This is a genomic window from Pseudomonas sp. 30_B, from assembly GCF_017491605.1.
Classification (GTDB): Bacteria; Pseudomonadota; Gammaproteobacteria; order Pseudomonadales; family Pseudomonadaceae; genus Pseudomonas.
In genome coordinates this window covers 1-532 of sequence record NZ_JAFGYY010000157.1, presented here as the reverse complement: position 1 = coordinate 532, position 532 = coordinate 1, and the positions used below count along the sequence as shown (strand labels likewise).

Annotated in this window: 1 protein-coding gene; it reads left to right on the top strand. The window is 42.9% G+C overall.

What is annotated here, in order from left to right; all coding sequences use genetic code 11:
- Positions 1-532, top strand: a 532-nt coding sequence (locus J5M67_RS27700) for an RNA-directed DNA polymerase (protein WP_207888581.1), incomplete at both ends; no start/stop codon positions are given.

Below are 532 nucleotides of genomic sequence, written 5' to 3'. Positions count from 1 at the left end.
GAATATCACGAGTGCGAAAAGAAATATGACGCGATGGTGCAGTTTGATGTGAGTAAGTGTTTTGATAGCATCTATACTCACTCATTGCCGTGGGCTGTCTTGGGAAAAGATCAGACAAAATTCAGTCTGAAACAATCGAAGGCGACCTTCGGGGGGCAGTTCGATGCTCTCATGCAAAACCTAAACCAAAAGGAGACCAATGGCATTGTTACTGGCCCGGAGTTTTCTCGTATTTTTGCTGAGATCATTTTGCAGTCGGTCGATGTGGAGCTAATGACGCGACTTGCCCAAGAAAGTAATCTGACACACAAAATCGACTACGAAATATTCCGATATGTTGATGATTTCTTTGTTTTTTACAATGCGGAGTTTGCGCAATTAAAGATATTCGAGACTCTTCAGGAGGTTCTTAAGTCAAAAAAGCTAAGCGTCAACACGTCAAAGATCAAACGCTATCAGAAACCAATCATCACGGAGATCACGATCGCCAAGGAATGGATCTCGAGCCTTTTGAATGATGAGATCGATCCAG